Raw genomic sequence first — 24,202 nt, 5'->3', positions numbered from 1 at the left:
GATGACGACTTCACAAGCTTTATCGATTATTAATCACTGGCTGCATCCGCATCATGCTGACAATGAAACAGCTCTATTGCCCAATGATGCCCAAGAACAAGAACAGTCCATAAAATCCAGTTCAGGCTGCGCCGGATATCAGGTAGGCACCGGAACCATCCTTCACCAGCAACAGAAGCTAGTGGAACAGGTGAATGAGCAGCTGAATCTGCCAACAGAACTACAGCTCTTGTTTGACCAGACACTGGATAATCTCACCCACTGGCTGCATCTTCTACCTGCTCATCCTCAGCACCATTGCGAGCCATCTGGAGCAATTCGCCATGCACTGGAAACCGCTTTCTGGTCTGTCACGGCTATGCAACAGATTCACAGAGATCATGATTTGTATCCGGATCAGCGCAGAGCGAGGGAACCACTCTGGCGATTAATGGCAGGCGTCGCTGGGCTTTTATATGACAGTGGGCGAATGACGACCTGTCTTATGGTTCAACAGCAATCAAGTGAGCAAGCAGGAGAGCTTTCACCAGAACAGTGGCCAGCTTTCCAGCAGCCTCTTGGAAGCTGGTTGCAACAGCATCGTATTACAAACTACGCACCTCACTGGAAGCAGTGTGATACCAATCCTGAGAAACCATTAACGCCAGAATATACCGCCATCAATCTACTGCTGTTACCGCAGCTTACTCCACAGGCATTTCGTAATCTCCTGCAACCGGATGGAGATAATGGCACTCTCTGGCAAACCTTTGTCAGTGCGCTGACCGGGCAAAAAAATGGCCATGGCGTATCACAAATCATCAATGCTGTTGAGCTGGCTCGCCTGAAAAGCGTCAAACTGCATTTTGTTCGTGGAGAAGCCCTTAACCAGATTATGAAGCCGGCAAAATCGGATGGTCAGCCAGAAGCTGGAAAGGATGATGAACTGAAGTGGCTTGAGCAGGCTATATCCAACCTCCACAGTGAAGTTATCAAGTGGGCGAAAGACAGCCTTCTGTTGCCCTGGCCTGATTCTGTGGAATCCGATGAACTACCAGAACCGGATATTTTGCTTAAACAGTGGAACCAGAGAGGTTGGATCGTTCCTTTCGGAAATAAAATCATTTTTCGTCGTAACAGCCGTTTGTTTATTGCGCTACAGCCCGCCATTTCCCAACAATGCAAACAATGGCTGCCATCAGGCTCTTTTGCAGAAGAATATGCAGAAGAGAGTGCAGGAGAGCAGCATGATCAGTGATCGCCCTTATCTGCAAAATTGGCGACCTGTTTATGAGCTGAGTTCCGCTGTTGTCTGGTTTTCAGCTATGAACGTCGCTCACACACTGTCGTTTTTCAGCTCACTACCACCGATTGGTTTTATTCTGACGTCTTCTTTCTGTGCTGCCATGACGATTACCCGTCTGGCACAGGCTATACCAAGATGGCAGCAACACCGGCGATTAAAAGGCAAAAAGCTCGCTCTTCTCAAGCTAACCCGGAAGCAATGCCAATCGCTGCAAACAAAGAATCAGGAACAGGGAGTCTGGTTAGGCTGGGGTTTTGAGTGGCAACGGCTTCATGGACAACGGGCGTGGGATTTATTACGCAGTGATAACCTCCCCGCCAAATCAGAAAAAACCATGGGTGCAGGTTGGATTCATGGTATGGAGGAGCATGAAGAACGGTTATACCAGCCCCTTGAACAGATTCAAATGCACACTATGGTTATTGGTGTCCCTGGTAGTGGCAAAACCCGACTATTTGATTTATTGGTGACACAAGCTGTTTTACGAAATGAACCAGTGATCATCATCGACCCCAAAGGCGACCATGACCTTGCCAGCCACACTCTCAGAAGCTGCGAGCTATCAGGCAATAAATACCGGTTCATGAAGTTTCATCCGGGCTTTCCTGCAGATTCTATCCGAATCAACCTGCTTCAAAATTTTAACCGTTCCAGTGAACTGGCCAGTCGGATTTCAGGGTTAATGCCATCTGGTGGTGATAATGCGCCCTTTCAGGCATTTGCCCAGAAAGCCGTAGATGCGGTGGTTCAGGGCTATTTGCTTTGTGGGCAGCGTCCCACTCTGGTGATGATTCGACAGGGATTAGAAGGAGGAGTAACCAAACTACTGATCAAAGCGCTCACTATTGTTTGTACCCGTCATAATACCCAGGCTCCAAATACTGCCCAGGGAAAAGAGGCGAAGGGTAAAAGTAACACCGAGGCTGTTGCACGACGCTGGATAGAATTCTATCGGGAGAAGATGATGCCAGAATCCCCATGCACAGATGTAGAAGGTCTGATCTCCTTGTTTGAACATGACCGGGCGCATTACAGCAAAATGATTGCCACCTTACTGCCTGCTCTCGGAATGCTGACTGGCGGTCCACTGGCTCGCTTATTATCACCTGACCCTACCGATATTGACGATCTGCGCCCCTGCACAGACACAGCGAATCTGATCGAACAAAACAAGGTGATGTATTTCGGGCTCGACTCCTTGTCTGATCCCATGGTGGGAAAAGCCATTGGTCAGCTGTTACTGGCTGATCTGGCCGCTGTCGCCGGTGATCGTTACAACTATTCATCGAAAGACTCACAACAGAATGACAAACCTATCAACCTGTTCGTAGATGAAGCCGCTGAAGTACTTTGCCCTCAACTGCTGTCCCTGCTGAACAAAGGTCGGGGGGCAAAATTCCGGTTATACGTCGCCACCCAGACTCTGGCTGATTTTGAAGCTCAGTTAGGTTCGGAAGCTGCTGCCCAACAGTTCATCGACAACTGTAATCACCTTATCTGCCTAAGAACACAGAACCCCGATACCCAGAAATTCATTACAGATAAACTGCCACCGGTTCGCTATCGCTACTTTATCCGCAATCAGGGCATCAGCACGGATGCCAACCATCCCATGGAATTTACCGGCAACCTCAGCGAGCAACAACTGGAAGAAACCGGAGACCTGTTCCCACCACAACTACTGGGCGAGCTGCCCAACCTGGAATACGTAGCCCGACTGGGCGGCGGACGTTTATTGAAAGGCAGAATTCCGATTCTCTGTGCTCCAAAATCCTGATAATTCGATTCCATCTCTCATATGACACATTCTCAAAAACAAGTCAGTCCTTTGACTATCTGGTGCTTTGGGCTTGGCCTGATATTGCTCTGGCTGGCGATTTCCGGACAAAGCATGAATCAGTACCTGCAAAAAGAACAACAGCAATATGCCCGAAGACTGGGACAGGACAATGCAGTCTGGATTATGCGAACTGGGAACCACCTATTTGCAACAACCATTGTGAAATCTGGTATTCAGCGCTTTCTTATAGAGCGCACAACTCCAGACAGAAAAATGGGAGAAGGTCTGGCAAAAGTGATCGAGTTCTTTCAGGGTGTAGTTAAGAACTTTCTGAGCCTGATGCAACAGCTGTTCTATCGGGTTTCAGTATTGCTGGCCTGTCTGCCCTTCTGGGGCGTGATGTTTATTGCTGCCATTATCGATGGCCTGTTAATCCGAAAAATCCGCTATCACGATTTTCATTACACCAGCCCCCTGCAAAACCTCTGGAGCCGAAGGGCATCAAAATGGATTCCTGGTCTATTCCTGTATTTGATCATTATCCCCCTGCCCGTTCCTGTGTTACTGATTCCTGCTGCAGCCTGGCTGACTGCACTATGTCTGGGATGGTGGACAGCGAACTGGCAGAAGAAAGTCTGATGCTGTTCTTTCTTCTACTAACAGGATTATTTTCAGCCAGTGTTTCAGCCGATCCGCAATGGTTTGATCGCCACTCGGAAGGCTGGTTCTGGTATGAACAGATCATCGAGCCAGAAAAAGAAGAGAGAGAAATCAATGCTCAAAATGTAAGAGCTCAGCCTCTCTCAACAGCATGGATCAGGAAGAATATCGGTCAATACCTGGACAAAGCCATTGATCACCCCAGTCAGGAAAACGTCAGCAACTACCTTTACCTCGATAGATTGGTCAAAGAAAAAGCAGAACAATTTGCCCGTGTTAGCAAACAGGTGATTGAAAGTGACCCATTGCTGGATGAAAACGTCCGTCGCCCGATATCTCCAGCTGCCGCCAAGATTAAAGATGATATAGCTTATCAAGCCAAAGAATCCGTTTTAAAAGAACTCGGTAAAAAAGCAGGATTGGTTTTCTACTATCAGGGGCGTTGTCGCTTGTGTGAACTTCAGCTGAAATCTTTACGGCAGTTCTGCCATCAGTTTGAATTTATGCTTGTCCCTATCTCAACAGATGGCGTGTTACTCCCCGGCATCACATCAAACAGAGTGGAACTACACCCACCTGATAAGTTGAATATACTTCGCTACCCTGCACTTTTTCTGATGCATCCCCCTGATCATATTGTCTTGTTAAGGCAGGGAAACATTTCTCTGACCGAGCTGACAGAACAAATTCTTCAGGCTGCCGTTCAGCATCAGTGGATCACCCGGGAGCAGTTCAATAATACCCGCATCACCTCCGAAACATGGTATCAAAGTCAGCCGGATAACCTACCTCCAACTTTTTATAAGGCCATTAAACAAACATCAGTATCTGATTGATGTTGTGTACCTTTTTTCACCAAGGAGCCAGCCGTATGATTCACTGGGTCAAACTCAAAAAGTACTGTGAACTGTCTGGAGAAACCCGAAATACCGTCAACGCCAAGCTGGCTAGCAATATTTGGCGAGAAGGGTATCACACCAAGGTTCTGGAAGACGGTTGTCGCTGGATCAACTTACCGAGGGTGCAGGAATGGGCAGAGCACAGTCAGCGAAAGCATTAAAAATACCAAGAGGCGTTCAACTTCGAGGCGACACCGTACGAATAAATTTCAGCCGTCTGGGGCAACGCCACTACATCACACTTCCTGATTTGAAGCCCACCCAAACCGACCTTGACTGGGCTGCTGGGATTCTTGCCAAAGCAAAGCGTGATATACGCAGCGGCACATTCAAGTGGAGTGAACACTTTCCCGATCACAAACTGGCAAAATCTGAGCTTCGAAGCCCGGATAACCTGACCATCGCCGGACTGCTTGATATCTATCTGAAAGAATATGCCAGCCATCGCAAAGCAGATCTGACTTTAGATAATTATCGCTACTACACAAATCGCTTTATCAAGCCTGAGTTCGGACACCTGATTCTGCCGGAGTTCCGTGTCGGTCATATCACTCAGTGGGTAACCAGAATGGGCAACAGGCATATCAGTAATACGACATTAAAAAGCTACCTATCGCCTCTGCGCTCCGCTTTCAAGTATGCAAAATCTCAGAACCTGGTGGAGTACAACCCATTTGTGGATTTCGAATGGCCGGAAGAATCGCGCCAGACACTTCAGAAAAAACGAGCCCGTAAGAAACAGAAAAAGCTGGATGTGTTTACTCTGGAAGATATTTCCCAACTATTAGCCGCTGCAGAACGACCACAGGAAGCCCATATCATTCAATTTGGCTTCTGGTCCGGACTTCGCCCGGAAGAACTGTTTGCCCTGCACTGGGAGGATATTGATTTCTGCCGGGGCATCGCCTGTATTTCCAGAGCAAAAGTCTTCCGTCGTGGTTATTCCATGATTGAAGAAGAGCCTGAAGAAAGAGAAGTTCTCAAGGAGATAAAAACCGGCGAGCTGGGTGAAAGGGATCTGGTCCTGTTGCCATCCGCCTTGTCTGCCCTGGTCAGGCAGCAGCCCTATACTCAAAACCACAGTCCGTTTGTTTTTCATGCCGACTACAGCAACAAGCCCTGGCGTAATACTAACCAGTTCCGTAATCGCTTTCAGAAGCTCTGTATATTGGCCGGAATTCGCTACCGGCGCCCATATATGATGCGGCACACCTACGCCAGTATGTTATTGAAAGAAGGCGAAAATGAGAATTTTGTCGCTCGTCAACTGGGGCATGTGGACACGCAGATGCTTCGGAAAGTCTATGGCGAGTTTATCCCCGATACGGCTTCAGATAATGGATATCAGCTGCGAGGTGACTGGCAAGCAATCGAGAAAGTTCATACTCCTACTCTTCCAGCTCCAGATTCAGACATTTAACTCATAAGATAAGAGCAAATCGCGCAACAGCAATGGCACAATTATGGCGCGATTAGATAAAATGCGCCATAATTGTGCCAAAGGGCTTCAAAATTGCGCCACATCTATGAATACTCTCTCTGATTTATACCAGGCTATCATTCAAGCCAACAAGCCAGTTTCTATCTCGGAACTGCTGGCCGCTTACCCAAATCTTACCCGCCGTACAACCCAGCGTTGGTTAAACAACTTACTGGCCGACAATAAGATCGCTGCTGTTGGTGAGGGGCGCGGCAGGCGATATCAGGTATTGAACCTGTCTCAGGCAAGCCAGGATGATTTTCAGCCTGAGGATTTTCCTGCATTTATTCCACTGTCGGCAGACAGTAAAGATATTCTGGCGTATATAGAGCAACCAGTAGAGTCCAGACACCCCATCGGCTATCAGCGAGAATTTCTGGATGCCTACCAGCCCAACGAAACCTATTACTTATCAGCCCCCATTCGCCAGCAGCTCTGGCGCATGGGTGACACCAAACAGACATCGCAACCCGCTGGCACTTATGGCCGTGCAATCCTGGATCGCTTTCTGATTGACTTATCTTGGGCATCCAGTCATCTGGAAGGCAATACCTACAGCCGCCTTGATACTGTCCGACTTATTGAGGAAGGGCATGCTGCGGAAGGTAAGGCCGCTATCGAAACTCAGATGATTCTGAATCATAAGTCTGCCATAGAGTTGCTGGTTGATAATGCAGAAACCGCTTCATACAACCGCTTTACTCTGCTTAACCTTCACAGTTTACTGTCCGAAAATTTGTTGCCGAATCCTGCTGATGAAGGCCGGATTCGACAGCATCAGGTAGAAATCGGAAAAAGTGTTTTCAGGCCACTGGCAGGCGAAGTGCTTATCAGTGAGTTACTCGATATTCTGTTGCAAAAAGCCAGTCAGATTGAAGACCCGTTTGAACAGTCTTTCTTTATGATGGTCCACCTGCCCTATCTGCAACCCTTTGCTGATGTGAACAAGCGGACTTCACGTCTGGCAGCCAACCTGCCATTAATCCGGGCGAACCTCTGCCCTCTTACTTTTCTGGATGTCCCGGAACAAGCCTATAGCCGTGCGACGCTGGGTGTTTATGAAATGACCCGGATTGAATTATTACGTGATCTCTATCTGTGGGCTTATGAACGCTCAACGCAGGAATACCTGGCCATCAAGCAACAGCTGGCTGAGCCTGACCCATTACGGCTCCAACACCGAAACCTGATTAAAAAAATGGTCAATGAAATTGTTCTCAGTCCGGATTCTGACCCTATCGATCTGATTGAAGCCCTGCTACCAGAAGATATTCAGGAAACCTCACGCTCAGATTTATCATCGCTGATTATTGAAGAACTACGCCGTTTACACGAAGGCGTATTAGCCCGTTATGGTTTAAGACCCTCCCAGTTTAAACACTGGCAGGAAGTACAAAAAGGAAGTTAAAGAGATACAAAACGTGCCAGAACTGTGCCAAACCACCTGACCCACCTATCCAGACCTACAGCCACGTAGAGGGTCATACCCTCTCCTAATGGTCTTAGCCCGCGATTACTTCCCCCAGTAGCGCGGGTTTCTTTTTGCCCGCAGGAAGCGGATGGCAAGGGCTCACGGGGAACCTCCGGTTGAATGTTTACGCTGTCGAACCCGTCAGGAAACGTCTATTTGCGTCTGAATTTAGGACATGGCGTATGCAGATGCATATTTTCGGATGGCCTCTTCCACCCCTTGAAATAACTGGCCTGAGTGAACGTCCACAACTTGTGTACCCCATGCTTTTGCATGCGAATATGCAGGCACTGCATACTGTGCATCACTTTCGTTTCATGGCTTTCAAGACCCTGCTAACCGTGGACTGATTGACCCCGAGTATTGCCGCGATCTCTTTCTGGTTTAGGTCATCCGCATGTAACTGGCGGATTTTTTCATCCCGAAGCTGGTTATTATTATTTATTGGGCTTTCAAGTTCCTCTGCTTCTATCACATCAATATATGGAAGCGGCCCCACCTTCAAACAGTCCGAGTTTTCATAGATCATTTTGTCAAAAGCAACCTGTACTTTATTGCTGCTGTTCGTTCCCTCCTCAGCACTCCATTGAAAAAACAGCTTCAACAGCAAGGTTTCTGCAGCAAGTTCCTCCTGACTTGCGTTTTCCACCAGTCTCTTGTCGTAATACGCCTGTAAGTCAGAAGCATCCATCACAGATGGATACTCAGGCCCCAAGTGAACCCTCAGAAAATTCTCCGCCTGGTCCAGTAAATCCAAGCAATCATTAACAGACAAAGCCCGACGTCCTTCCTTTTTCAGAACCTGCCTGAGCGCCTGAGCCTGTGGGCTGTCCTGCCCGACCTTAGTCTCCATTTCCTTTATCACCTTCACCTGTTGCATAAAGCGTTCGGTATCCAGCTTCCATTGTTCAGCGGCTTCCTGGCTGGGAAGATATTTCACTTTCTGCCTCTGTCGCCCATCAATCCATACAGCTGCACGAATTTTGACTTTTTCAGCACACATAACTCACCTCGATATCAAGGAAAATCCATAGTGATACCGGACTGTGTTACTCTATATCTACTCCACTGTGTTTATATACAGTTAGCAATGGATGGCTAACTGTGCAGACACTATAAGACAGAACCAGACGACTCAGGGTGCCAATAAGAAATAAAAATGTGACAGGTACAGAGTCTTATTGCGTCGCTGCGTGAATGAAACGACCAATCCCTCTGTTTACCAGTATTTCATGCAAGCAGCGCTGCCTGTTTTCTTAGGAGAAAGTGATAGTACAGACAGCGCAACTCATATCATGATCTCTGCCAAGGTAACACCTATCCCGTTCCAGTAGCATTGAAACCAATGCGGTCCTGATCGCTGCTTTCGCTTAGAATAATGAAAATAATGGGATAAATACCATGTCAATGCCTTCCATCAATCTGCATTGCAGCCATTGTGACTTCCGCAGTTGCACGACACTTTTATGGGGACGGTTCAAATATGTTTATGAGGAAGGTGAGTGCAATCTGGACAGGCAAGTGGCCTGGTGCTATCAGTGTGAAAAATTAGTCCCTTGTGAAAGCTTTGATGATTCTCAGGAAATTCTGGAAAAGATAAACAAAGCCGTTGATTGTATTCAGAAATCGGTCCTACGACCCGTTTCACTAACCCTGACTAAATCATCCAAAAAATATAAACGATATGACCTTGAAATAATCCGTTCTCTCTAAAGGAACTGCTCACCTGACGACTGTCGTAGGAAGGCGTCGGGTAGGTAAAACAGCGCTGTTAAATAAAACCTTTCCTCAGAGTAATACTTCTGCAGCCTCTATCTACCTGTTTGTGTCCAGAAAACAGGAGTCATTGCTGTGTGAGGAGTTTGTCGAGCAAATCAGAACGGTTTTAAATATTCCCATATTTGGTCAGCCTGCCCGTCTTCGGGAAGTCATGGAAGTTCTGTTGCAGTTCAGCATCACGACACCGATTACCGTCATACTGGACGAGTTTCAGGATATCCAGCGAGTTAATCGAGCGTTTTTTTCCGAACTTCAGGATTTGTGGGATCGATACAGACAACAAAGTCGTATGCACCTGGTCTGCTGTGGCTCTTTATACAGCCTTATGACCCGATTGTTTCAGGATGGACGTGAGCCATTGTTTGGTCGAGCCGATCATCGCATCAACCTTCAGCCGTTGCGTTGCCGCTATATCGCCCAGATGCTGAATGACCGGCAGGAGTTTAAGCCTGAAAAACTATTGCAATGGTACATGCTCAGTGGCGGTGTTCCAAAATAGCTGGAGTGGCTGCTTAACATTGACCCTGAAACCGACCTTTGGCCACAGCTGATTAACGAACACAGTCTGGTCATTGAGGAAGGACATTATCGTCTGGCAGAAGAATTTGGGCTTGAACATGGTACCTATTTTTCCATACTGGTTGCTATTGCTTCCGGGAGTACGAGCCGACCTGAAATAGAATCTTTGCTGGGTATTTCCGTGGGGCCACAGCTTGATCGCCTGGAAAATCAATTTGATATTATCAGTCGCAACCGACCAGTGTTGTCTAAACCGGGAACCCGGTTGGTTAAATACCGCATTGCCGATGTTTTCCTGGCTTTCTGGTTTCGCTTTATTTATAAGCAGCGCAGTAGAGATTGGCAACTTTCCGTTTATCCATAAAGTCATTGAGCGTGACTACCCAACCTGGAGCGGTCACTGGCTGGAAGAAATCGTTCGGGAAATTATTGCACAAACCGGTGAATACAACATTGTGGGTAGTTACTGGGAAAGAGGGAATAAGAATGAGATCGATCTTGTGGCGGTTAATGATCTGGATAAAAAAGTCCTGATTGCTGAAATTAAGCGCAACCCAAAAAATATCCACAAAACGCATTTACAGGAGAAAGCCACCAGGCTGGTACAGCAACTAAAGGGATATGATATTGAGTACAGGGGCTTTTCTCTGGACGATCTGGCAAATTGGTTTTGACAAGGTTGCTTCACCATAGCTGTGCTGTCCGATTGGTCAACAGGCGACGCTACGCGCATGAAAATGTTTTTTCCTTACCAAGTACACAGGCGTGATTTTAAATTCATGGCTAATATGACTATTAATATTCAGATGGACTCAAGGCAGTTAGGAGGGATGAACGTCTGAAACAAGTGTTTCGGTCTTGCTCCGACCACAGGCATCCTGAAAGCATTTAGGGTGCAAACTGTCCATTATCAGGGTTACCAGTTTATGATCCATCGGACAGTTTAGGTCACGCCTAGGTCTAATTTATCTCAAAAAATCACTATCAACGCATTTAGTACGCCACCAAATTTTGCCATCAATGAACATTGATATCTCTGTTTCTGTTTGTCTGCTTTTCAATATGCAATAATTTGCCGTTAAAGACCCAAAGGCTTCAAACTGATCTTTATGGCAAAATATCAACCTCCTTTTACTATTACCCCAACCATTCTTGACTGCGTTGCCATTATCAGTGAACTGTTAGGTAGATACAGTGCTGGCCAGTATTCTTCATCAACTCCAATTCTTCGTCGTGGCAACAGGATTCGAACTATTCAAGCATCTCTGGCTATTGAGCATAATACTCTCAGCGTTGAGCAGGTTACTGCCATTCTTGAAGGAAAACGAGTACTGGGACAGCCGAAAGAAGTTCTTGAAGTACAGAATGCTTTTGCCGCTTATGACTTATTGCCAGCTCTTGATCCAGCCTGCCCTAACGATTTATTGCAAGTGTACACATCGCTCATGAGAGGATTGACCGACCAGGTTGGCTGCTGGCGGAATTCTGGTGTTGGTATCTACAGAGATGAGCAGTTGATCCATATGCCCCCACCACCCTCACAGGTATCCAGACTTATGTCTGAACTTCTTGTCTGGGTTGCGGACACCGATCTACACCCTTTAATTGCCAGCTGTATATTTCACTACGAATTTGAATTCATACACCCCTTTACAGACGGTAATGGTCGTATGGGTCGCTTCTGGCAAACCCTGATGCTGTCAAAGTGGCGAGAACCAATGGCCTTTCTGCCCGTAGAAACAATCATTCGAGATCAGCAGGAGGCGTACTATCAAGCATTACGGGAGTCTGATAAGACCAGTGATTCGACACCATTCATTAAATTCACCCTCAAAGCCATAGAGCAGGCACTTCACGAAGCCCTTGAAAGTGAACCTAAGCAATACAGCGACCAAGTAAACAGACAAGTAAGCGACCAAGTAAAGAGTCTGCTTACCCATTTTCTGGCAGCTCCCGAGGTTGCACTGAAGGTTCCGGATATGATGCAAAATCTGGGATTAAAACATCGTCCTACATTTCGTAAAAATTATCTCAAACCCGCTCTTGATCTGGGATTAATCATTATGACTAACCCCGAAAGCCCTAACAGTCCCAAACAGAGTTACCTGATCAGTCAGGAAGGATTGTCTCTGGTAAGCCAATGATTAAGGGCTCCAGATTCAGATATTTAATCCCATAAGGTGAGGGTTTTCACAACGCGCTAAACGGTAAGGCAGGAGTTTCACATTCAAACATATCACCCGCCCCAAAAGCGAACAGATAAAACATCTATAAATGTTCTTTATGTACACTTGAACAACTGCTATTATGTATACATATAAAACACTAATACTTGTCTTTTGTGTATACTAATTACGTATGAACCAATCATTAGCCATCGAGCGTCTGTCTGCTCTCGATAAGGAGGGGCGCTATGTCTTCGCCTATCAGGATATTGCCAAAGTCTTTCCTGAAGACAGCGCAAGAACCTTGAAAGCCGGATTAAACCGGCTGGTCAAACAAGGCTTTCTGATCAGGGCGATCAAAGGCATCTACGTTTTCGCCCTTTCGCAGAAAAAAGGCAAAGACACTCTGGAGCTCGTCGCCAGAACTATGCGCCGGGGTGAGTACAATTATCTGAGCCTTGAATCAGCCCTTTCAGAGTACGGGGTTATCTCTCAGATTCCTATTGACCGGTTAACGGTGATGACCACCGGGCGTAAAGGCGAATACACAACCCCCTTTGGAACAATCGAGTTCACCCACACCAAACGTCCGGCGCCTCAGATTATTAACAGCTTTCATTCCATCGGGCGCCCCTTACGGATGGCAACAAAAGAGGCTGCCTGGCGAGACTTAAAGCGTGTTGGCAGAAACACTCACCTGGTTGACGAGCAGGCGGTTTATGAAGATTAACCCGGCAGATTTTAATTATCTGGTTGAGCAAGCATTAACCAGTAGCCATGTGGCCAGCATGCGGCCCGTCATTGAAAAAGAATTACTGCACTACGACATTCTGTTTTGCCTGGATCAGGCTGGACTACTGGATGAATTAGTGTTTCAGGGGGGGACTTCCCTGAGGCTCTGTTATGGTGGCAATCGGTTCAGTGAAGACCTGGATTTTGCTGGAGGCACTGACTTTTCTTCAGCAAAGCTGAAAACCATTAAACAATGTATTGAAGACTATATCGGCAAACGATATGGGCTGGAAGTTTCCGTAAAGGAGCCAAATCGTCTAAAACAGGAGCCTGAGTACGCAGAACTCAAAATTGATAAATGGCAGATTTTCATTATCACAGCACCTGATCGAAAAGATATTCCTAAACAACGAATCAAGATCGAAGTGGCCAATATTCCTGCCTATACCCGAAGCGCCCTGCCCCTTTTAAAAAACTATGATTTTTTGCCAGATGGGTATGAGGACACGCTCGTCTATGTTGAAACGCTCAATGAAATCATGGCAGATAAACTGGTTTCACTACCCGCGACACGACGATATATACGCTACCGTGATATCTGGGATTTAGTCTGGTTGCAACAGCAGGGAGCTGGGCTGGATTCAACCCTGGTTGCAAAAAAAGTCGCAGATTATCGAATGAACGATTTTGAGCAGGCCCTGGAGCAAAGGTTAAGTTCATTATCCGGTATTCTGGCAGAAGGAAAACTTCAGACTGAGATGAAGCGATTTATTCCGACTGCTGTATACGAACGTACTTTGGGGAAAGAAAAATTTTCAGGCTATCTCAACAGCTCTCTCTTCAAGCTGCTTGGTCAGTTGAAAGCAGAACTTTATGGAAACCCTAAAGACAACCATGAGTTTATACTTTAGTAAGCAATACCCCGCCAAAACCGTTACATTAACCCCATTCGATCATTGAAAAAATGCGTACGCGTTTCTATGGTCGAGCACCATCATCCAGAAGTCTCAGTCGTCAGGCAGTGTCGTTTGCTGGGTATTTCACGATCATCGCCGTATTACCAGTCGCGCAAGGATCTGACAAAGGATCTTGAAATGATGCGTCTGATAGATGAGCAGCATCTAAAAACACCGTTTTACGGGTCACGAAAGATGTGCACATTCCTGCGCAACTTAGGCTATTGCATTAACAGGAAACGAGTCCGTCGCCTGATGCGGCAAATGGGTCTGGAGGCAATCTATCCAAAACCAAGAACCAGTCAGCCAGGGATGGGGTACAAGATTTATCCCTATCTGCTGAAGGAGCTGGTCATAGATCGTCCGAATCAGATCTGGGCAACTGACTTGACATACATTCCGATGGAGCGTGGTTTTATGTATCTGATAGCCATTATGGACTGGTACAGTCGCCGGGTTCTGGCCTGGCGGGTATCCAATACTATGGACGCTGATTTCTGTGTGGATGCTCTTGAAGAGGCTCTGAATCGCTATGGAGCCCCGGAGATTTTCAACAGTGATCAGGGCAGTCAATTTACCAGTGATGCTTTCACGGGTGTTCTCAAGAAGCACAATGTCAGGATCAGCATGGATGGCAAAGGGTGCTACCGGGATAATATATTTGTGGAGCGACTCTGGCGCAGTGTAAAGTATGAATGTGTCTACCTGAAGGCATTCGATAATGGGGCTCAACTGAAACAAGAACTAAAGAGCTATTTCCAGCTGTATAACTCGGAACGTCCCCATCAGAGTTTGGATGATAATACTCCGGATCAGATGTACTTTAAACAGGCAGCCTGAGGCCTGAATAACAATGGATTAGAGCTTTACTTACCACTCAGGTTGTTTGATTACTGGGGACCACTTCAATCTTATCGAGTAAGCCTGAATAGCCGCTCTCAAGCATGCCTTTCTCATGCTGTATTGGAAAATCAGCAGAGGTCGGAGGTGGGTTGCAAGGCGACATTTTATGGCTGTCTTATGTAAAAAAGTAAATGTTTTGTGCGAGTGTTTTATGAGTGTCCCATATATATTTTTTCTTTATCGCCGCTGCCGTTTTCTTTCAAGAGTAACCGTCACACTATCGATGGTTTCACGGAGTAGCCCAAGATACTCAAATGCACCTTCCTGGCTTTCGATAGAGGCTGGAAGTAGCACCTGAACACGCAGCACTATGTCCGGTTCAGATTCATCATCCATATCATCTTCGAATTGTTGTCCAGATGCTTCAACCGCTCCATCTTCGAACCATTCCGGATTAATAGAATGTACTGAAATCAGGCGAGCGTCTCTTTCTCTAGCGAGTTGCTCCATTACTCTATTGAATCGCCGCTGAATTTTATCTTTGGTTGACAGGAGGACAAATCTGGGCATTCGAATGGTTGCAATCCACGGTAACGGTCTTCTATTGTCGTAGATGGCCAGAATCGGCAAACCACCCAATGCTAATGGTATAGATAGAGTAAGCCCTAATATTGACACCACCTTTACTGCCAATACCTTTTTCATCAACGAGGTTCCTGTAAGTACGCCAAAAACACAAAGACCGCCACACCCGGCTCCATAGGCTCCCAGTATAGTTCTTCTTACAGTCCTGGTGCTGCAATCAGGATTGCACGTATATGATACTCTGGGGAGCAACGGGTGTATGCTATCGAATGTCCGGAAAAGTCCCCTTAAATACGGAATGTCTTCATCTCTTATCCTCACAGACTGATGAGGGCCATCATAATTCGAATTATCTGCAAATGAAGCTGGAAAGCTACCTTGAGAATTAGGGGAGGGTTGCCTGGCAGTAGCCAGAATGGAATTCAGACGCGACATACAGTTACAGGGTTCATTGGGGTGCGCGATACATTCTCTGGCTCTGATTTCCAGAGCCGGAACCGGAGCTATTACGGTAATTCTCGTGTCAACCGTATCTCCTGAGTCAGTGTTAAGTGATAATAGGTAGTTACCTGGTAACCTCCGATTCACTGCAGTATCTTCCGTCGAGCCATAGCGAGTTTGAGAAGGCTCCGCTTCTGGTTCAAAGAGCGCTACAAGGGGATCGGGACTTCTGTCAGGACAATCGGGATCTTCATTAAGTATTTGTCTGATTGACTCCTCTGTACTGGTTGGATCCACCTCACGAGAAACATCATCATTTTTAGCCAACGCAACCGAAGAGTAAGAAAGAAAACATAAAAAAATACCTGAGATCAACCCGGATCTTATCAGCATCATTGTTCCTTTAATTTTTATTACAGATGATCACCCTATCAAGGTAGACGTCTTTTATTTTTTTTAAACAGAAGGGACGCACTTAACAGAAAAAAATTCAAAATAAACGGCACGCCGTAAGCGTCTATCAGGGCTATAGTAGCAGTACTGGCACACCATCTGAGAAGGCACTGACAAATGATGCCTGGGCTCAGTATGAATATCTGACACAGCAGAAAGGCATTGCCTCTGAAAAAATAATTCTGATGGGGCGAAGCCTGGGTAGTGGTGTGGTTGCCGGCACCCTGGCTTCTAAGACACTCCTTTGACAGTGTGAGTGCCGCAAATCACCTCTCTACCCCGGCGTTATTTCTCATTGCCGCACGAGATCAGATCATTTCACCTTCTCATGGCCAGAAGCTAGTTCAAGCCTGGCGCGGTCCCTCTGAAACAGAAATGTTTAAAAACCATGGACATAACGATCTGGATGAGTCTCCGAGGTTCTACCCGGTGATACGTGCATTTATCCGCAAGGCGTCACCCGCTAACGACACAGGCAAATAATCTGTTTCAGATTGAACCCATGAAATAACTCAGTTTGTGGGCAGGTCAACAATGTGAAGGGTTAAGTTGTAGAACTGGCATCTCACTTTGCCAGAAAATCAAACAGCTGCTTCATGCCGACAAAGCCACAGAGCCTGGAAAGGTGCTTCTCAATAAAGTCAGTTTTAGCCGTATCCATTGCCATATGCAGTGCAAAATCCCTGTCTTTGAGTGTTTTGACTTGCGACTGATAACTCTTCTGGGAAATGACTTTGTGTTTAAAGTATTTTTTAAGTGAGGCTTTTTGCTGCCGGAGCGTAGTTTGCTCTTCCTGCATTTTACTGATGGTATCCAGCAATCCCCCGTTTTTTTTCATCTCTGACAGCAAATGTCCCTTTTTTGAACTCACTGTGACCAGATCGAGATATAGCCCGGTCAACAGTTCAATCACTTTCTCCCTGCCCGACTCCCCCCTGTAATTTCGGTGATTCCGTGCAAAGCAGGGAATATGACACCCTGTCGTGAAACCAGTAAACGGCCGGGTAATTTCTATGGTGATATCGTAAGGGTTGTAGTGGGTGATTACCCCGTGAACAGGGGTTCCGTTGACTGTGATAACAACTGTGGTGGCAATGGGCTGTGATGACATAACACATCTCCTGTTTAGCGAAATTTGTTAAGCGCCTGCAAGTGGGAATAAATCGGCGCTACCTCTTTACTTTAGAACCCCGGGGCTGGCTGTCAACCGTGTAGAATCTATCCTGAATGCAGTAATGTTCAGGGACCGCGAAGGACTACAGTAATGACGATAGCTCAGGTCTTAGTACTTGTTTTCTTCTTACTCGGGCTGTTTTTCCTGGGTCAGCTGACTGTTGGTAGCCTTATCCGCCTGTTTTCAAAACGCTTAACACTGGTCTTTGTGCTTGCCAACGCTATGGCTTTTTGTGTGTTTATGCTTCTGAGTACTGTCGCCAACCTCTGGGATATTTTAGGCGTGGAGTGGAGTGACATTACGAGTGCCTTATTTTCTGAAGACATCACACCTCCCAGTCAACCCACACAAAGTGATCATCGTTGAGTATTTTCTCTCCCTGCCAGCGATAAGCCACCAGCCTACCGTTTTCACTGTCCACGCAGGCTATGTTAGGGCTAAGTGTTTCAGGGATTCCCTGCATCCAGTAATGTCCAAAGAATAACGGCACAGAATCGCTGTAACGGTAGATATTTCCGGGTAAATCCATCTCAGGTAAATCAACATTGCCCGTATTGGTTGCCGCTTCAGGTAGTCGGGTTGCCAGCTTGTCCCACCATTTCAGGCGTACTTCGGTGCGAGCCTTTCCGTTTTGATCTTTAATGCTACATCCTTCCGGCAGTTTGAACTCGATGCCTTTGAGAAGATTTTCAATCGCACTATAAACATCACTTCCACGCCTTGATGCCTGAACATAAGCATCGGTCAACAGGCAGTGATCAACGTTAATCCATGGTTGTATAACGTCCAGACTTGGCTGATGCCAGACAGCATGCACCACACGTATTGCCTCTAAATCCAGAAACAGCGGCAGAGTGCGGAACCAGTCGATCATGTCTTCATATTCCGCCGAACCCAGTGGGTATTCATTCAGAAAGGCCTGATGTGCCTTCCGGTTTGACTCGGTATGCTTTCTCAAAAAGACGCCTGTATTCTCAGGATCAGGTGTTGCATAACAAATCGCATTGAACTCATGATTTCCCATCACGGCCAGCGCACTCCCCTGCTCCACCATGCTGCGGCAGATGGTTAATGCTTTTTTATGCTCCGGGCCACGGTCAATAAAATCACCTACAAAAATCACTTTTCGCTCAGGGTGTCGGAACACACCATTTTGCTCTGTATAGTTGAGTTTTTTCAGGAGATCTGCCAGCGGTGTGCCGTAGCCATGGATATCGCCGATGATGTCGTACAAAATGATTGCTCCTTACAAATACTGTCTGCCTGTTGTATGAGTGTTGTTTGCGTTTAGTTATTATCGTCATCAGACTCTAGAGTTACAGCCTTTAGAACAAGCCTGTCTGGTCATCAGGGTTAAATGACTGGCCTGATATTGTAGAATTGCCACTCCGGTTCCGGGAAGAACTCCCTAAGCCAGGAACACTATGGCAAAAAGAACTGAACTCACTCACAATTTCATTCAAAGGCAGGCCTGTTTCCGCTTCTACGCGGAACTGAATGATCACCTGCCCGTATCTTGCCGCTACCAAAGTAAAGTCTATCGCTTTACAGGTACCCCGTCCGTCAAAGATGCCATCGAAGCCCAGCAGGTTCCACATACAGAAGTTGACCTGATTTTGATTGATGGGCAGTCATCCAGCTTTGACCAGCAGATTTCAGGGGGGGAGCGAGTATCAGTCTATCCGGTCTTTGAACGTCTTGATCTCGGCAGTTTACAGAAGCTACGCCCGGCTCCTTTACGAAATCCCCGTTTTATTGCTGACGTTCACCTTGGCAAACTGACCAGATATTTGCGGATTCTGGGGCTTGATACATTGTACAGAAATGACTTTGAGGACGAAGAAATCGTAGAAATAGCCCTGAAAGAAAGCCGTATTATCCTGACCAGAGATTTGGGCATTCTTAAATATAGGCGAGTGACCCATGGTTACTGGTTCAGGAACACCCAGCCTCGCCTGCAATTGAAAGAGTTGATTTTAGCCCTGCAGCTGGAAACACAACTCAAGCCCTTTACTCGTTGCAGTTTGTGCAATGATATTATCAAACCGGTGGCAGCAGAGCAGGTTCGTCATCAGCTACAGGAAGAGACCCGACTGTATTATTCCGAATTTTTCCAGTGCCACAGCTGTCAGCAAATTTATTGGAAAGGTAGCCATTATGACAAACTCAAAACATGGCTTGAGGGTCACCTGTCCGGTTAAAACAAAGTCATTTAGAGGTTAGCTGCATATTCCGTTGACTTCGCTATACAGCAGACGGCTCCAGAGGAAAGGCTTCATCAAGCCATGCCATAAAATTGCGTTTGATACGATATTTAACTCTGACTTCCTGCAAAAGAGCTTTCAGGGAATGAGCATGTTCACCGCCCGGTAGAAGTTCATGCAATTCCTGTAACAGGGTTATCGCGTTTCGATAGCCTTCATTGTTCCCCGAGCTGACATGAAAATGCACTATACGACGATAGCACGACAGGGCTTTCTGCGGAGAATGTACTGAACGTCTGCCAACGATGCGCAGCAAATTGGGATCAATATTCAAATCAATGGCAGTCTGATTAATCAGGTTCCATAACTTTTCAGAATCCTCTTCTTCCAGATAAATCCAGCCCAGCAGGTTAATCAAATCCTGCTTCTGGTAGCGTTCAAAATACCCGTCATCCAGGGCTGATATTTCCTGTTCAAGGAAAGTTTCTGCCTTTTGATACCAGTTTCTCTGGTCACCAGACCGTACAGCCATCACTTTCAGAGCCTTGTACTCCTCCAGGTCCCGGTGAGTTCTGAAAGTACGCCACTGTTGTTCCAGCGCTAACCCGGGCTGGCCAGTACCCATCAGTATTTCCTGCTGTATTTTCTGAGCCCCGGCGCTGTTCGCCAGAGGAGTTCCCTGAATTTTATCGAGCCATGCCTGAGCCTGGGCATAATCCTGCAATTGCAGGTTCAGTTTAGCCAGTTTGATGTTATCGTAAGGGGTTTCAACGACTTTCTGGCGCAGCTCAATAAGACCAGCAATGTCATCATTGTGTTTCAGCGCTTGCTCAAGGACGCGCTGCAGGGCTGAATACTGTCGTTTTTCCTGCCAGTCACCACCTTGCCATTGTGGCAGGGCATCCCACTGTTTACGAACGGCGGCATAGAACAGGTCAACACATTCAGGGCTTATCGACTCAACATAGTCGTCAGGGACAGTGCCGTAAAAACCGTACTCATTGCTGGTTAATATCTGTACCAGATGCTTAGCTTTTTTCTGCTCTGTCCATGATACCTTTGCGAATGCAGATCGATAAATAGCCTGCAACAGCTCAATAGCCGTAAATCGGTAACCACCGGAATCATCAATCATGTCTGTTGCCTTATCCAGACGTTCCAGGGCATAGTCCACCAGCTCCAGTTGTTCCTCCGCAGGCAGTAACTGAACAGGTTCCTGCAAAGTAGCCAATGCCTTTTCCATATCGGCAAAATATTTTCTGACACGGTGGTATCGCTGGATACTGCGTTTGAAAGGTATGGCGGAAGTTATACGTTTACGCAAGGCATCTTTATCCAGACGACCCAAAGCATTATCCGCCTGCAATAGCCATTTCTGTCGAAGCGACTTGTCACCGTTAATCACCTGGACGAGTGTTTGCAGCAAATCCTCCTTGCTTTGCCGTTCAAAATAGCGGGTTAGAACCTCGACCGGTTTTGCACTCTTCTTGAGAGTTGGCTTTGACTGCCGGGCTCGCAGCGCCAGCGCCGCCGCGACACAGTGTTCGCAAAAGTCTATACCATCAGATTCAGGACAATCACAGCTGCCTTCAATACCTTTCTGGGTATAGTGCAACTTAACCTGTCCGCCCCGGTTAGTTGAAGTGGGCGGTACGGTTGCCGTGGTCTTTTTGCCACGGGTTTTCAATGCAGTCACAGCTCCTTGTTCAAAACAGACCTGCCCCAGGGCAAATGCTTTTTTACCTGCCAGCTTGATCAGCAGTTCATCGGTAATATCGGGAAATTCGTTCAAGAGAGTCTCCAGTAGTCTAAGGTAATCCTATCACCCTTTCGCCGAAGCCGCTTTGCAGCGGTCAAACACCTTAATGCCGGGAATAATAACCGAAATTTGCATTTCCTCGCTCATGCCTGTTTAGACCTTATCCTGTTTTATAACACAAATGGTAAAAAGCATTACAAATCAGCTCTTTAAAATTGAGCAATGTCGAACTGGTGACTATAGTGACTGGCGAACGCAGGAATGTGTGTAAATAAATATGGCAATAGTCGGTGGGTTTTATGACGAGGTTTTCTTTTCTCAAGCCTGTGATTGCTTTTTTTTATTTATGTTCGGCAAATTTTATCAGTGAAGCCAATGCACAGCCTGGTTCGGTGCTATCTCTACCATCGGATGAACTTATTTCGTTGCCTGCCGGGAATAATCTGAAAGGCATTATTAATACAGTTGAAAACTCTAATCTTGGTAATTCGTTCCAATTATTAATATCTGGTTCACAGGAGGTTTCAGATGATATTTTTGTTAATGGACATCATCTGAGAGGTTCAGTCGATGGCTCCATGACAGGAATTTATGTTCTACAGGCAAAGCAGTATTTACAAGCTTTATTACAATGGAACCATAAATTCTCAAATCTGGCCGTGGGGGTTGCTTCGTTACAGGTCGTGTCGTTAAAGCCGGTGTTTACTCTTTTCTCCTGGTTAAGTCATCAAAAAGCTGATGTTGTTATGGGCGAACTCCCTACCGATGTAGTACCTGTAAACCGCTCTATGTGGCATCTCTGTGATCAGAAAAACAACATTTATTGCCTTAAACACCCTGTCTTGCCAAATGGAGAGGTGAACGAAGCAACTAGTCATACCTTTCCAGAATTTCATGAAATTAAAGTAGATCAGGACATTGCCAATGAAAAAGAAATCGTTGTCATTACCTTTAATGGAGGCAGTTTGAGTCATCTTACTATTGGCTGTGGTGTTGAAGTTCGATCGTTAAAACAGCCTGTTGAAATGGGTGTATCCCACATCAGGAAATGTACTGGCTCCCAAAATAGTAATACACGAACGTCCCAAAAAAGAACAATTGGTCAAAGTGGCTATGGCACATCAGGAAGTGTTAATCGGGGGCTACACACAATAAGTCAAGCGGGTGGCTCTTCTGGAAGTGGTGACGATGATGGCGAGAAACCCTCTAATCGCCCGGTTGTCATGCGCAAAGCTCATTACGATGAAAAACATCCTGTGAGGGGACGAAATCTGGGAAAAATAGCAAGAAACAGTGTCAAACTATTGCGCTCAAAAGATAAAGTTAAAGAAGCTGGTTTTTTCATTTATGGGACTAACTTGAAAGGACATAATATTGATGAGACGAAAAACCAACCTGATATGGGAATGCCAGACTTTCTTAAGTTAGATAAGATTCAGGAGGAAGATGAATGAAGTCCGGAGGAGCTGCTTTAAGCAAAGAAACCAGTGCCCGGCACTTCAGAAGCACCGGAGCTTATTCCTGATCGACTTATTGAACGATTTGATAACAGGGCTGGTAGTGGCTGCCCGGCAATTTCATACGATAGCTGTCGACAAACGATTGCAGCAGTGCGTCCATTTCCCGCATCAGTTCCGGATCACCACTGAGCTGGAACGGTCCGTTTTCCCGGATGGCAATCACACCCTCTTCTTTGATATTGCCCGCAACAATGCCTGACATAGCTTGACGCAGGTTAGCTGCCAGCTCGTGGGCTGGCAGGGACAGTTTCAACTCAAGGGCAGCCATATTGTCATGGGTCGGTTCAAACGGTTTCTGAAAGTGTTCGTCAACCGTCAGTAACCAGTTGAAGTAGTAGGCGTCACCATGCTGACGTCGGTAGCGGGTGACAGCTTCCAGCCCGTCACGCATGGTTCTGGCTACTTCCAGTGGATCATCGACAATAATCTGGTAGCGCTGTTGGGCTTCTGCCCCAAGGGTTTTACCAATAAAGGCATCAATATCTTCAAAATAGCTTTTTGCCGATGCAGGGCCGGTAAAGACTAATGGGAAAGGCATATTTTTATTAGCGGGATTCAGAAGAATACCCAGCAGGTAGAGAATTTCCTCACAGGTACCCGGTCCTCCCGGAAATACAACAACGCCATGCCCAAAGCGAACAAAAGCCTCCAGCCGCTTTTCAATATCAGGCAGGATAATCAGTTCATTAACAATAGGGTTAGGAGATTCGGCAGCAATAATGCCCGGCTCGGTCAGACCGATAAAGCGACCGCGCTTTACCCGCTGTTTGGCATGAGCAATGTAAGCTCCTTTCATTGGTCCCTTCATTGCGCCCGGTCCACAGCCAGTACAGATATTCAGATAACGCAGCCCCAGATGGTAGCCAACCTTCTTCGTGTACTCATATTCTTCACGTCCAATCGAGTGTCCACCCCAGCAGACCACTGTATTCGGCACCTGTTTGGTAATAAACGCCCCGGCGTTACGCAGAATCTCAAACACCATGTGGGTAATATCGGTGCCATTGCCATCGTCAAAGCGAGGATCATCGCTGATATGGGATGAGACGTAGAGAATATCCCGCAACACGGAAAACAGATTTTCCCGTACTCCGCGCACCAGCTTGCCTGCTACAAAAGCTTCTGCTGGCGCATTGATAAGCTCCAGCTTCAACCCCCTCTGTTCCTGAATGATGCGGATATCAAAATCCTGATACATTGACATCATTTCTTCGGCACAGTCACCTTCGTGTTCGCCATTAAGAACGGCCAGACAACATTGCCTGAACAGACGGTGTAACCCTTTCTGGCTGGTATCCTGAAGTTTCTGTACTTCCCGGTTCGAAAGCACCTGCATGGTACCCACCGGGTTGATGATGGCGGACAGGGTCTTCTGCTGGTTTTCTTCACTCATAGATTATTCCTTTAATCTTATCTTCTACTTTCCCAAACCGTTATCAATCAGGCAACATACATTTGCCAAAACACCATCCCGGAGTTTTTCAAGATAGTTGTCCC

The 24,202-nt window shown here is 46.6% G+C and carries 20 protein-coding genes and 2 pseudogenes; 16 read left to right on the top strand and 6 right to left on the bottom strand.

Annotated features, from left to right (window positions below; all coding sequences use genetic code 11):
• Position 1 precedes the first annotated feature (1 nt).
• The 7 genes from V5J35_RS22630 to V5J35_RS22600 are packed head-to-tail and all read left to right on the top strand — an operon-like array spanning position 2 to position 7,512.
• Positions 2-1,237 (top strand): TraI domain-containing protein, encoded by a 1,236-nt coding sequence (locus V5J35_RS22630; protein WP_354009297.1) that lies wholly within the window; start codon positions 2-4, stop codon positions 1,235-1,237.
• Positions 1,227-3,062 (top strand): conjugative transfer system coupling protein TraD, encoded by a 1,836-nt coding sequence (gene traD / locus V5J35_RS22625; RefSeq protein WP_354009296.1) that lies wholly within the window; start codon positions 1,227-1,229, stop codon positions 3,060-3,062. Before V5J35_RS22630 ends, traD begins: the two co-directional genes overlap by 11 nt.
• 51 nt (positions 3,063-3,113) lie before the next feature.
• Positions 3,114-3,704 carry an IncC plasmid conjugative DNA transfer DtrJ family protein gene (locus tag V5J35_RS22620; protein WP_354009295.1) on the top strand — a complete coding sequence of 197 codons (591 nt, stop codon included), beginning with the start codon at positions 3,114-3,116 and terminating at the stop codon, positions 3,702-3,704.
• Complete coding sequence (gene traF, locus V5J35_RS22615; RefSeq protein ID WP_354009294.1) at positions 3,671-4,561, top strand: conjugal transfer protein TraF; 891 nt, start codon at positions 3,671-3,673, stop codon at positions 4,559-4,561. Before V5J35_RS22620 ends, traF begins: the two co-directional genes overlap by 34 nt.
• A 35-nt stretch (positions 4,562-4,596) precedes the next feature.
• Complete coding sequence (locus tag V5J35_RS22610) at positions 4,597-4,785, top strand: hypothetical protein (RefSeq protein WP_354009293.1); 189 nt, start codon at positions 4,597-4,599, stop codon at positions 4,783-4,785.
• Positions 4,755-6,044 (top strand): tyrosine-type recombinase/integrase, encoded by a 1,290-nt coding sequence (locus V5J35_RS22605; RefSeq protein ID WP_354009292.1) that lies wholly within the window; start codon positions 4,755-4,757, stop codon positions 6,042-6,044. Before V5J35_RS22610 ends, V5J35_RS22605 begins: the two co-directional genes overlap by 31 nt.
• Positions 6,045-6,087: 43 nt before the next feature.
• On the top strand, positions 6,088-7,512 hold the full coding sequence (locus tag V5J35_RS22600) for a Fic family protein (protein WP_354009291.1): 1,425 nt from the start codon (positions 6,088-6,090) through the stop codon (positions 7,510-7,512).
• 367 nt (positions 7,513-7,879) lie between these two features.
• Here the strand turns inward: V5J35_RS22600 and V5J35_RS22595 are convergent, their stop codons facing one another.
• The gene (locus V5J35_RS22595) at positions 7,880-8,578 is read right to left on the bottom strand and encodes a helix-turn-helix domain-containing protein (RefSeq protein ID WP_354009290.1); all 699 of its coding nucleotides are present in this window, start codon (positions 8,576-8,578) and stop codon (positions 7,880-7,882) included.
• A gap of 711 nt (positions 8,579-9,289) precedes the next feature.
• On the opposite strand from V5J35_RS22595, the pseudogene V5J35_RS22590 reads away from it, so the two are divergent.
• The 6 genes and pseudogenes from V5J35_RS22590 to V5J35_RS22565 form a co-directional block, all read left to right on the top strand.
• A pseudogene (locus tag V5J35_RS22590) lies at positions 9,290-9,853 on the top strand (AAA family ATPase); the annotation flags it as partial.
• A 307-nt stretch (positions 9,854-10,160) separates the two neighbouring features.
• Positions 10,161-10,547 (top strand): DUF234 domain-containing protein, encoded by a 387-nt coding sequence (locus V5J35_RS22585; RefSeq protein WP_354009289.1) that lies wholly within the window; start codon positions 10,161-10,163, stop codon positions 10,545-10,547.
• A 435-nt stretch (positions 10,548-10,982) separates the two neighbouring features.
• Positions 10,983-12,017, top strand: a complete 1,035-nt coding sequence (locus V5J35_RS22580; protein WP_354009288.1) for a Fic family protein — start codon at positions 10,983-10,985, stop codon at positions 12,015-12,017.
• 214 nt (positions 12,018-12,231) lie between these two features.
• The gene (gene abiEi, locus V5J35_RS22575; protein ID WP_354009287.1) at positions 12,232-12,768 is read left to right on the top strand and encodes a type IV toxin-antitoxin system AbiEi family antitoxin; all 537 of its coding nucleotides are present in this window, start codon (positions 12,232-12,234) and stop codon (positions 12,766-12,768) included.
• Positions 12,758-13,681, top strand: coding sequence for a nucleotidyl transferase AbiEii/AbiGii toxin family protein (locus V5J35_RS22570; RefSeq protein ID WP_354009286.1), 924 nt, complete (start codon positions 12,758-12,760; stop codon positions 13,679-13,681). The genes abiEi and V5J35_RS22570 overlap by 11 nt, the downstream gene beginning before the upstream one ends.
• Before the next feature lie 6 nt (positions 13,682-13,687).
• Positions 13,688-14,548, top strand: a pseudogene (locus tag V5J35_RS22565) (IS3 family transposase); the annotation flags it as partial.
• 258 nt (positions 14,549-14,806) lie between these two features.
• On the opposite strand, the gene V5J35_RS22560 reads toward V5J35_RS22565, so the two are convergent.
• The gene (locus V5J35_RS22560; protein WP_354009285.1) at positions 14,807-15,274 is read right to left on the bottom strand and encodes a hypothetical protein; all 468 of its coding nucleotides are present in this window, start codon (positions 15,272-15,274) and stop codon (positions 14,807-14,809) included.
• A gap of 1,339 nt (positions 15,275-16,613) precedes the next feature.
• Complete coding sequence (locus V5J35_RS22555) at positions 16,614-17,159, bottom strand: hypothetical protein (RefSeq protein ID WP_354009284.1); 546 nt, start codon at positions 17,157-17,159, stop codon at positions 16,614-16,616.
• Positions 17,160-17,312: 153 nt separating this feature from the next.
• On the opposite strand from V5J35_RS22555, the gene V5J35_RS22550 reads away from it, so the two are divergent.
• Positions 17,313-17,588 (top strand): hypothetical protein, encoded by a 276-nt coding sequence (locus V5J35_RS22550; RefSeq protein ID WP_354009283.1) that lies wholly within the window; start codon positions 17,313-17,315, stop codon positions 17,586-17,588.
• Here the strand turns inward: V5J35_RS22550 and V5J35_RS22545 are convergent.
• On the bottom strand, positions 17,548-18,456 hold the full coding sequence (locus V5J35_RS22545) for a metallophosphoesterase (RefSeq protein ID WP_354009282.1): 909 nt from the start codon (positions 18,454-18,456) through the stop codon (positions 17,548-17,550). The genes V5J35_RS22550 and V5J35_RS22545 overlap by 41 nt on opposite strands.
• 190 nt (positions 18,457-18,646) lie before the next feature.
• On the opposite strand from V5J35_RS22545, the gene V5J35_RS22540 reads away from it, so the two are divergent.
• Positions 18,647-19,423, top strand: coding sequence for a Mut7-C RNAse domain-containing protein (locus tag V5J35_RS22540; protein WP_354009281.1), 777 nt, complete (start codon positions 18,647-18,649; stop codon positions 19,421-19,423).
• A 43-nt stretch (positions 19,424-19,466) separates the two neighbouring features.
• Here V5J35_RS22540 and V5J35_RS22535 read toward each other — a convergent pair whose 3' ends face one another.
• Positions 19,467-21,218: an SWIM zinc finger family protein gene (locus tag V5J35_RS22535; protein WP_354009280.1), complete on the bottom strand. Its 1,752-nt coding sequence runs from the start codon at positions 21,216-21,218 to the stop codon at positions 19,467-19,469.
• Positions 21,219-21,484: 266 nt separating this feature from the next.
• Between V5J35_RS22535 and V5J35_RS22530 the strand changes: the two genes are divergently transcribed.
• A complete protein-coding gene (locus V5J35_RS22530) occupies positions 21,485-22,639 on the top strand; it encodes a hypothetical protein (protein WP_354009279.1) in 1,155 nt (384 codons plus the stop codon).
• 76 nt (positions 22,640-22,715) lie between these two features.
• Here the strand turns inward: V5J35_RS22530 and ppnN are convergent, their stop codons facing one another.
• Positions 22,716-24,098, bottom strand: a complete 1,383-nt coding sequence (ppnN, locus tag V5J35_RS22525; RefSeq protein ID WP_354009278.1) for a nucleotide 5'-monophosphate nucleosidase PpnN — start codon at positions 24,096-24,098, stop codon at positions 22,716-22,718.
• Positions 24,099-24,202: the final 104 nt, after the last annotated feature.

This window comes from Endozoicomonas sp. NE40 (assembly GCF_040549045.1).
Taxonomy (GTDB): Bacteria; Pseudomonadota; Gammaproteobacteria; order Pseudomonadales; family Endozoicomonadaceae; genus Endozoicomonas_A; species Endozoicomonas_A lisbonensis.
The sequence above is the reverse complement of the archived record's forward strand: the minus strand, read 5'-3'. Positions and strand labels throughout refer to the sequence as shown.

Coding starts and splice junctions, on each gene's coding strand:
- V5J35_RS22580 (WP_354009288.1), top strand. CDS start 10,983: ATGGCAAAATATCAACCTCCTTTTACTATTACCCCAACCATTCTTGAC.
- V5J35_RS22570 (WP_354009286.1), top strand. CDS start 12,758: ATGAAGATTAACCCGGCAGATTTTAATTATCTGGTTGAGCAAGCATTA.
- traD (WP_354009296.1), top strand. CDS start 1,227: ATGATCAGTGATCGCCCTTATCTGCAAAATTGGCGACCTGTTTATGAG.
- V5J35_RS22540 (WP_354009281.1), top strand. CDS start 18,647: ATGGCAAAAAGAACTGAACTCACTCACAATTTCATTCAAAGGCAGGCC.
- abiEi (WP_354009287.1), top strand. CDS start 12,232: ATGAACCAATCATTAGCCATCGAGCGTCTGTCTGCTCTCGATAAGGAG.
- ppnN (WP_354009278.1), bottom strand. CDS start 24,098: ATGAGTGAAGAAAACCAGCAGAAGACCCTGTCCGCCATCATCAACCCG.
- V5J35_RS22610 (WP_354009293.1), top strand. CDS start 4,597: ATGATTCACTGGGTCAAACTCAAAAAGTACTGTGAACTGTCTGGAGAA.
- V5J35_RS22600 (WP_354009291.1), top strand. CDS start 6,088: ATGGCGCGATTAGATAAAATGCGCCATAATTGTGCCAAAGGGCTTCAA.
- V5J35_RS22605 (WP_354009292.1), top strand. CDS start 4,755: ATGGGCAGAGCACAGTCAGCGAAAGCATTAAAAATACCAAGAGGCGTT.
- V5J35_RS22585 (WP_354009289.1), top strand. CDS start 10,161: ATGTTTTCCTGGCTTTCTGGTTTCGCTTTATTTATAAGCAGCGCAGTA.
- V5J35_RS22630 (WP_354009297.1), top strand. CDS start 2: ATGACGACTTCACAAGCTTTATCGATTATTAATCACTGGCTGCATCCG.
- V5J35_RS22530 (WP_354009279.1), top strand. CDS start 21,485: ATGACGAGGTTTTCTTTTCTCAAGCCTGTGATTGCTTTTTTTTATTTA.
- V5J35_RS22595 (WP_354009290.1), bottom strand. CDS start 8,578: ATGTGTGCTGAAAAAGTCAAAATTCGTGCAGCTGTATGGATTGATGGG.
- V5J35_RS22555 (WP_354009284.1), bottom strand. CDS start 17,159: ATGTCATCACAGCCCATTGCCACCACAGTTGTTATCACAGTCAACGGA.
- V5J35_RS22560 (WP_354009285.1), bottom strand. CDS start 15,274: ATGAAAAAGGTATTGGCAGTAAAGGTGGTGTCAATATTAGGGCTTACT.
- traF (WP_354009294.1), top strand. CDS start 3,671: ATGGTGGACAGCGAACTGGCAGAAGAAAGTCTGATGCTGTTCTTTCTT.
- V5J35_RS22550 (WP_354009283.1), top strand. CDS start 17,313: ATGACGATAGCTCAGGTCTTAGTACTTGTTTTCTTCTTACTCGGGCTG.